This window comes from Bdellovibrionota bacterium, from assembly GCA_035292885.1.
Taxonomy (GTDB): domain Bacteria; phylum Bdellovibrionota_G; class JALEGL01; order JALEGL01; family DATDPG01; genus DATDPG01.
The window spans coordinates 1-8,373 of record DATDPG010000064.1; the positions used below are offsets into that span (position 1 = coordinate 1).

Sequence of the window (8,373 nt, forward strand, 5' to 3'; positions counted from 1 at the left end):
GTAGGGCCGATTCCGGCTCCCACACAGGCCGCGCCCGCGACGGTATTCGAGGAGGTCACGTACGGATACGTCCCGTGGTCGACATCCAATGAAGTCCCCTGCGCCCCTTCAAACAGGATGTTCTTTTTCCGCCGTTGAGCCTCATGAATCAGAAGCGACGTATTGCACACGTGCGGCTCCAGCCATTTCCGGTGGACGTCAAGTTCACGGCGCAGTTCGTCCAGCGATATCGGCGGGGCGCCGTAGATTTTCTCCAGGATCAAATTCTTCGTTTTGACCAACTCGCGGAGTTTGTCGTCCAGATCCTCGGAGTAGATATCGCCGACGCGGAGACCCTCTCGCGCAACTTTGTCGACGTACGTGGGGCCGATCCCGCGTAGCGTGGTGCCGATCTTTTTTTCTCCCAGGCGTTCTTCGGCGAGCTGCTCGATCCGCTGGTGATACGAAAGAATGAGGTGGGCGTTTTCGCTGATCCGGAGATTGTCCGGCGTAACGGCGTGTCCATGCTCCCGTAAAAGGGCGATCTCTTCCTTCAAAACTTGAAGGTTGATGACCACCCCGTTCGCGATGACGCAGACGACTTCGTTTCGAAGAATTCCGGACGGAATGAGATGAAGAACGATCTTTTCGCCGCCCACGACCAGCGTGTGGCCCGCGTTGTTCCCGCCCTGGAACCGCACCACCATGTCGGCCTTTTCGGCCAACAGATCGACGATCTTCCCTTTTCCTTCATCGCCCCATTGGGCGCCCACAACGACCACATTCGACATACTAACTCCTTAAAGTTTCACCTGCCGGACACTTCGAATGTCCGTCACGGCCCGCAGTTTCTGGATGACTTTGGGCGAAGCCGCGGAATCGATGTTCACAACGGCCAGAGCTTTCTTGCTCTGCTCGTCCAGCGCCACCTGCATTTGGGAGATATTGACCTTGTTCGCGCCCAAGATCGTTCCCCATTTTCCGACCACGCCCGGTTTATCCACGTTCTCGATCAGGAGCAGATGACCTTTCGGCAGGACTTCCATGTAAAACTGGTTGAACCGGACAAGCCGTTCGTATTTCCGTCCGAACACGGACCCTGAAACAAGGTGCTCTTCCTTTCCCCCTCGGATTCCGGCGGTCACCATGCTTGTGAACCCGGCCGCTTCCTGCGTCCGAAGTTCGCTGATCCGGATGCCGCGCTCTTTGGCCATCGGAAGGGCGTTGACGAAATTGACCGAGACGGACGAGAGATGCGACATCAATCCCTTGAGCGCGGCGGAGGTGATGGCAGCCGTGTCGTATTTCGTGATTTCCCCGGCGCATTCCACGCGGACTTCTTGGATGGATTCGGCGCCCAGTTGTCCCAAGAGACTGCCGAGGCGCTCGGCCAAGTTGATATAAGGTCCCAAAGTGGCCAGAACTTCGCGACTGACATTGGGAACGTTGACGGCATTTATGATGAGGCCGTCGACAAAGTAGGCGTACAGCTGGTCCGCCGCCGCCAGCGCCACCTGTTCCTGCGCTTCATCCGTGGAAGCGCCCAGATGGGGAGTGGTGATCACACGTTCATGCCGAAGAAGCGGATGATCGGCCGGGAGAGGTTCGTTCTCAAAAACATCCAGCGCCGCTCCCACCACTTTGCCGCTGTTGAGCGCATGAAGCAGGGCGGATTCATCCACGATTTCCCCCCGCGCGCAGTTGATCAGCCGCACGCGGTTTTTCATCTTGGCAAACGCGTCTTTGCCGATCATGTGGCGCGTGGACTCGTTGAGCATCGTGTGAATCGTGATGAAGTCCGACTTCTCGTACAAAGATTGCAGAGACACCCACTGGGCTCCCGCCTCCGCGGCCGCCGTTTCCGAAATGAACGGGTCGTAACCGAGAACTTCCATTTTAAGTCCCCGGGCCCGGCGGCTGACTTCGCGACCGACGTTCCCCAGGCCGATGACCCCCAAGGTCTTTCCCGCAAGTTCGGTTCCGATAAATTTCTTCCGGTCCCATTTTCCCGCGTGGAGCGACGCGTGCGCTTGAGGGATGTTCCGGGCCAGCGCCATCATCATGGCGATCGCATGTTCGGCGGTCGTCACGGCGTTGCTGCCGGGGGTGTTCATGACGATGACACCCCGCTTGGTCGCGGCTTCCAGATCGATGTTGTCGTATCCCATCCCCGCGCGGGCGATCGCGCGCAATTTGCCCGCGCGCTGAAGAACTTCCTCCGTAATTTTCGACCCGCTCCGGACGACGATCCCCTCGCACTCTTTCACCGCTTCAGCCAGCTGCGCGGGCGGGAGTCCCGTTTGGACTGCCACTTTGGCTTTCGGAATCGCGCGAAGCTTCGCCAGCCCTTTTTCGGGGATTTCGTCGCAGACCAAAATTTTCACGACAGCGCCTTCGCCTTTCGATAGCCGGCTCTTTTGGCGGCTTGCGGGAAATGCCCGGCGAGACTCCCCTCGATCGTTTCGATCGCTCCCAGAAGGTCCGCCGGCGTGCACGCCCCCATATGCGCCAGGCGGAATATTTTTCCGGAAAGCGAGCCTTGGCCGCCGGCGAGCCAGAGGCCCTCTTGCGTTTTGAGATCGGAGAGCCATTTCTTCGCGTCGAGGCCCTTGGGGATATTGGCTACGGTGATTCCGTACGTGGCTTCGTCGTCCCGGTTGAAAAGATCCAAACCGTCCTCGCGGAATGCGGCCCGCGCCATCGCCGACATTTTCTTGTGACGGGCGAAGACGGCCTCTTTCCCTTCTTCCTCGATCATCCCGAGCGCCGCGTTCAGCGACCGGCAGAGGGAGATCGCCGGCGTGAACGACGCTTCGCCGTCCCGCTGTTTGGCGATCTCGCGTTTGAGATCGAAGTAGTAGGCCTGGGGTTTGGACGTCTCCAGCCGCTGAAGGGCGCGGGGCCCGACGGCGACCGTGGCGAGGCCGGGCGGCGACATCAGCGCCTTCTGCGAGGCGCCGATCATGACGTCTATCCCGTCTCGCTGCATATCGAGGTCGTGAATGCCGATCGCCGTAATCGCATCCACCACAAGCAATGTGTCGTCCCGCTTCGAGAGGGTACGGCCGATTTCCACCACCGGATGAAACGCGCCGGTGGACGATTCGCACGCTTGAATCAGTACGCCGCGCGTCGACGACGAGAGTTCGTGCGTTACCTGCTTCGCCGTCGCCGCCCTCCCCCATTCGGCGCGAACGACTTTGGCTTTCAGGCCGAAATGCCGGGCCAGCTCCACCCAACGTTCGCCGAACTTGCCCGCTTCCACCACGACCACTTCATCGCCGCGGGCGAAAAGCGATCCGGCCGCCGCTTCCAGGCCGCCGGTTCCGCTGGAGGGAAAAATCGCCACTTGGCCGGACGTTCCGCAAAGCTCGGCGAGACGTTTCCGGATGGAGGCCAACACCGCGCTGAATTCGGGGGAGCGATGATGGATCATCGGCTGGGAGCCCGCTTTGCGCACCCGTTCGGGGACCGGTGTCGGCCCTGGTGTGAACAGCCGGACTTCGGTCATCGTAGCGCCTTGGCGGCTATCTCAAGCTGCTCGATCAAAATTTTGAGTTTCTTCGCGTCTTTTTGTTCGATGAATCCGGGCGCGTCGTTCAACAGCGTGGAAATCGTCTTCTTCTGGTCCGCTTTGAGCTTTCCGCCTTTTTCGTCGAAACTCTTCTTTAATTTGTGAAGGAGGAGGTCGGCCTTTTGCGAGAGGCCTTCCGACTCTTCCCGGCCTTTCAGTTCGACTTCGTAATCGGCCGCCGCCTGTTTCATTCCTTCCACTTCATCGTTCGTCAGGCCGCTCGACATCGTGACCGTGATCGACTGACTTTGTCCGGTGTAGAGATCTTTCGCCGAAACCTGGACGATTCCGTTCGCATCGATATGAAACGAAACGTCGATCTCCGGCTCCCCTGCTTTCGCTTTGCGGATACCGGTTAAAAGGAATTCGCCCAGAAGTTCGTTTTCGTCCGCCACGGGACTGTTCCCCTGGTAGGTCTGAATCCGAACCGTCGGCTGATCGTCCGTCACCGTCGTAAAAATTTTGTGCGCCGACACCGGAACGGTCGTGTTGGCTTCGATCAATTTGGTGAACGTTCCGCCGGCCGATTTAATGCCGAGCGGCAGCGGCGTGACGTCGAGGAGAACCATTTCGACCTCTTCCTCTTTCGATGTCAGCGCGGCGGCTTGAATCGCGGCTCCCACGGCCACGACCTCGTCGGGATGAACTTGCTTGTTCGGCGAACGCTTGAAAAAATTCGATACCATGTCCTGAAGAAGCGGCATGCGGGTCTGGCCGCCGACGAGAAGGACATCGTCCAGGTCGTCGCGGTCGACCTCGGCCATCTTAAGGCAGGATTCGCTGATCTTGAGCGTTTTTTCGAGAAGCGGCCGGGTCAGTTCCTCAAGTTTGGTACGCTGGAAGGTCATGCTCAAGTGAAGGGGCTCCGATCCAACCTGGGCGATAAACGGCAGACTGATTTCCACCTCCCGGAAATTGGAGAGGTCGACCTTCGCCTTTTCGCACGCATCTTTCAGGCGCTGAAGCGCCATGCGGTTTTGGCGCAGATCGAAGTCCCTGTCGCGCAGGAATGCCTCGGCGGCGTAATCGATGAGGAGATTGTCGATGTCGTCCCCTCCCAAGAACGTGTCCCCGCTGGTGGCCAGGACTTTGAAGACGCCTCCTTGGATTTCCAGAACCGAAATATCGAACGTCCCTCCACCCAGGTCGAACACGGCGATCGTTCGGTTGTCTTTCTTGTTGAATCCATAGGCGATCGCCGCGGCCGTCGGTTCGTTGATGATCCGCAGGACATCCAAACCGGCGATCTTGCCGGCGTCTTTCGTGGCTTGCCGCTGGTTGTCGTTGAAATAAGCCGGGACCGTAATGACCGCCTGCTCCACGGTCGCATGGAGGTGCGCCTCCGCCACATGCTTCATTTCCAACAGGACGATCGAGGAGATTTCGGGAAGTGAATATTCCCTTCCGTAACATTCGACCCGGATGTCGCCGTGCGGCCCATCCACCAAACGGTAAGGATAAATGGCTCGGGCGATTTTTGCCTCGGCGGAATCGATCCTCCGGCCGATAAGCCGTTTGGCGCTGAACACCGTATTTTCCGGATTGGTGATCGCCTGACGCTTGGCGATCTGCCCCACCAGCTTTTTGCGGTCCTCCATCACCGCCACGACCGACGGCGTAATTCGATATCCCCCTTTGTTGGGAATGACTTGGGTCTGACGCCCGTCGGAATACGCAACGCATGAGTTGGTTGTCCCTAGATCGATTCCGACGACTTTTGCCACGGGTTATTTTCCTCCCAGCTCCGCCAGGCCCATACGAGCTTCCTCATTTTCCTTGTCGAGCTTCAATGCCGCTTTGAACTCTTTTCGGGCGGGGCCCACTTGGCCCATCTCCTTATATACGTGGCCCATCGTAGCACGAAGATCGGCGTCGTCCGGAAAGAACTCAACGGCGTGACCGCCCAAATCCTTGGCCCGGTCAAGGCTGGCTTTGTTGCGCGCGTAAAGCCTCGTAAGCTCTCGATAACATTCCTTTTTTCTGGGATTCATTTGCAGCACTTCTTCAAATAAAACCGTGGCTTCGGCCGTTTTTCCGCGATTCAAGGCATCCATTCCGCGGCTGAATAGATCCTCGGCCTTATGCCGCTGAAGGATCGGACGCATCCGGTTCCAAGCCCGCTCATGCGCTTTGTCTTGGGAGTCGTAGTGAAAGGCCAAATAGTAAAGGTTCGCCGCCGCCACGTCGTTGCCGGCCTGTTCTTCTTTTTCCGCTTCCTTAAAATGCTGTTTCGCCAAAGCCAGCCGCTCGATCAGGTTGGTCCCCGTCAGAATCGTTTTGTCCGGTTTTTTCTCTTTTCCTTTTCCTTGCTTCCGATCCTTCGCGCTCTTGGAGGCCTCTTTGAGTTTCCGGTCGTACGACTTTCGCTTCGCTTCGTCGCTCAGCTCTTCAAATGCTTCCGTGATCTTTCCGAACACCGCGTCGATCTTTTCTCCGTAGTGGCCGATCTCCTGGCCGAAAAAACGGTCGGGATGATATTGCTTCACCAGGATGAAATATTTCTTCCGGATTTCTTCCGGCACCGTATTCGGCAAAACCCCCAGAACTTCGTAATACGTTTGCCGGGAGAGGCCCTCGTAACGGAGGAGGAGATCGTTTCGCACATCCCTCGGAATTTTATTAAGTTCGGAATCGGTTTCATCTTCATCGATCTGATTCAGAATCGTCTTCTTTTGCGTGACCGCGGCGCGGCGGGGTACCGCTTTCCCCGCTTGCATAACGATAAATCCTGCATCGACCAATCGGGACAACAGCTTCCAAACGCGCGCCGTATCGTAAGACAATATTTTCGCGATCTGCCCCAGCGTATGCTTGCCATCAACGCGGCTGAAGACGAAAGCTTCCTCGGGTTCCAAATGAATGGATTCCAAACCGTCTATACGGACGATCCGGGGAATATCATGATCGCCGGGCGTCTTCATTCTCCAGCCATCCGGCGCGCCCGGGGATGCGCCTGTTTATAAACCGTTCGCAAGCGGCCCAAGGAGACCGCCGTGTATTTTTCCGTCGTCGCCAGATTCGCGTGGCCGAGAAGTTCCTGGATCACCCGGAGATCGGCGCCGTGATCCAAAAGGTGCGTCGCAAAACTGTGGCGGAGGGCGTGCGGCGAGAGTTGCACCCGCTGAGGCAGGGCCCGAAGCGTCCGCTCCAAAATCAGCGCCACGCCGCGTGTCGTCAGCCGCCTGCCGTGGGCGTTCAAAAATACCGCCTCAGTCTTCGGTTCCTTTTTCAGGAGCGTATCTCTTTGAGTCAAATAGCGGAGCAGCGCTTCTTTCGCATAGTCCCCGACCGGTAGAACCCTTTCCTTTCTCCCTTTTCCGACGACACGGATTTCGGCGGAGTCCAAGTCCAGATCGGAAAGATTCAGGGTGACCGCTTCGGCGGCCCGAAGCCCGCAGCCGTAAAGAAGTTCGAGCAGAGCCCGGTCCCGCGGCCCGAGAGTCTCTTTGTCCTTCGGCTGGCGGACCAAAAGATCGATTGTTTTTTCATCGGCTACGCGCGGCATCCGCTTCGGCACTTTCGGACCTTCCACGAGCGCCGTCGGGTCGTCTTTTCGGTATTTCTCCCGCACCATCTGGGCGAAAAAAGTCCGGAGCGTGGAAAGTTTCCGGGCGATGCTGGCGGGAGTTTTCTTTCCGTGAAGTTGGGCAAGAAAGCCGCGGACATGAAAGCGGTCGATCGATCCGACATTGCCCGCACCGAGTCGCTCCGAGATCGCTTTCTTCGCCCGGAGATGGGCCTCGAACTGCTCCAGATCGGAGATGTAATTTCGAACGGTATGGGGGGAGACTCGGCGAACGGTGGAGAGATAGTCGCCGAAAGCGGGGACCAAGGCGTTAGGTTCGAGCGGCATCAAAAGACTCCGACAAAGGATTCCGTTTTGCTTTCAAGCGAGAAAACCCGTTCAACCGTTCCGTCATTACCGCCTGCCAGTCGTCCCATCGATTCCGGGCTCGCGAGAGAAGTTCGCGCCGTCGCTCGTCCTTGTTCCGCGCCGAATGCTCCGGCGGCGGCAGAAGACCGAAATTGATGTTCATCGGCGCGAAATGGCCGTGCAGCGGCGCCGTAGTGATCGCGCGAATCAGGGCGCCGAACGCGGTCTCGGGCGGCGGCACCACAAGATCGGGAATACCGCGAAGGGCTGCGACGGCCGAAAGCCCGGCCCACTGTCCCATCGCCGCGGACTCGACGTATCCTTCCACGCCCGTCAGCTGTCCCGCAACGAATATGCGCGGCTCGGAACGGAGGCGAAGGTATGGATCGAGAAGCCGGGGGGAATCGATAAACGTGTTTCGGTGCATCGAACCCATCCGAACGAACTCCCCGTTTTCCAATCCCGGGATCATCTGAAAAATTCTTTTTTGCTCGCCCCACTTCAGGCGCGTCTGAAACCCCACCATATTATAGAGGGTCGTCGGGCGGTTTTCCCGGCGAAGTTGCACGACGGCATAGGGCCGTCTTCCCGTTTTCGGGTCGATAAGTCCGACCGGCTTCATCGGCCCGAACGCCAAGGTCTTGATCCCCCGATCGGCCAAGACCTCGATCGGCAGGCAACCTTCGAAACAACGGAGTTCCTCAAAATCCCGGACCGGGACCTTTTCGCCGGTACGAATCGCCCCGACGAATTCCTCATAGCGGGCGCGGTCCATCGGGCAGTTTAGATAATCTTCGCTGTCCGGCTCGTACCGGCTTCCGAAATACGCTTTCTCGTAGTCGATCGAATCGGCGGAAACGATCGGGGAGATCGAGTCGTAAAAGTAAAGCGTCTCCCGGCCGATCAATCGAGCCAGCTCCGCGGCCAGTGCGTCCGACGTCAGCGG

The 8,373-nt window shown here is 58.2% G+C and carries 7 protein-coding genes; all 7 read right to left on the reverse strand.

Features of this window, described 5'->3' with window-relative positions:
• On the reverse strand, positions 1-770 hold a 770-nt coding region (locus VI895_05145; protein HLG19186.1), incomplete at its 3' end, for an adenylosuccinate synthetase.
• A 9-nt stretch (positions 771-779) separates the two neighbouring features.
• Positions 780-2,363 (reverse strand): phosphoglycerate dehydrogenase, encoded by a 1,584-nt coding sequence (serA, locus tag VI895_05150; GenBank protein HLG19187.1) that lies wholly within the window; start codon positions 2,361-2,363, stop codon positions 780-782.
• Complete coding sequence (locus VI895_05155) at positions 2,360-3,490, reverse strand: alanine--glyoxylate aminotransferase family protein (GenBank protein HLG19188.1); 1,131 nt, start codon at positions 3,488-3,490, stop codon at positions 2,360-2,362. The genes serA and VI895_05155 overlap by 4 nt, the downstream gene beginning before the upstream one ends.
• On the reverse strand, positions 3,487-5,277 hold the full coding sequence (gene dnaK / locus VI895_05160; protein ID HLG19189.1) for a molecular chaperone DnaK: 1,791 nt from the start codon (positions 5,275-5,277) through the stop codon (positions 3,487-3,489). Before dnaK ends, VI895_05155 begins: the two co-directional genes overlap by 4 nt.
• A 3-nt stretch (positions 5,278-5,280) precedes the next feature.
• Positions 5,281-6,474: a DnaJ domain-containing protein gene (locus tag VI895_05165; GenBank protein ID HLG19190.1), complete on the reverse strand. Its 1,194-nt coding sequence runs from the start codon at positions 6,472-6,474 to the stop codon at positions 5,281-5,283.
• Positions 6,471-7,406 carry a tyrosine recombinase gene (locus tag VI895_05170; GenBank protein HLG19191.1) on the reverse strand — a complete coding sequence of 312 codons (936 nt, stop codon included), beginning with the start codon at positions 7,404-7,406 and terminating at the stop codon, positions 6,471-6,473. The genes VI895_05165 and VI895_05170 overlap by 4 nt, the downstream gene beginning before the upstream one ends.
• Positions 7,390-8,373 (reverse strand): methylenetetrahydrofolate--tRNA-(uracil(54)-C(5))-methyltransferase (FADH(2)-oxidizing) TrmFO (gene trmFO / locus VI895_05175; protein HLG19192.1); only part of this gene is annotated, 984 nt, incomplete at its 5' end. The genes VI895_05170 and trmFO, both read right to left, overlap by 17 nt.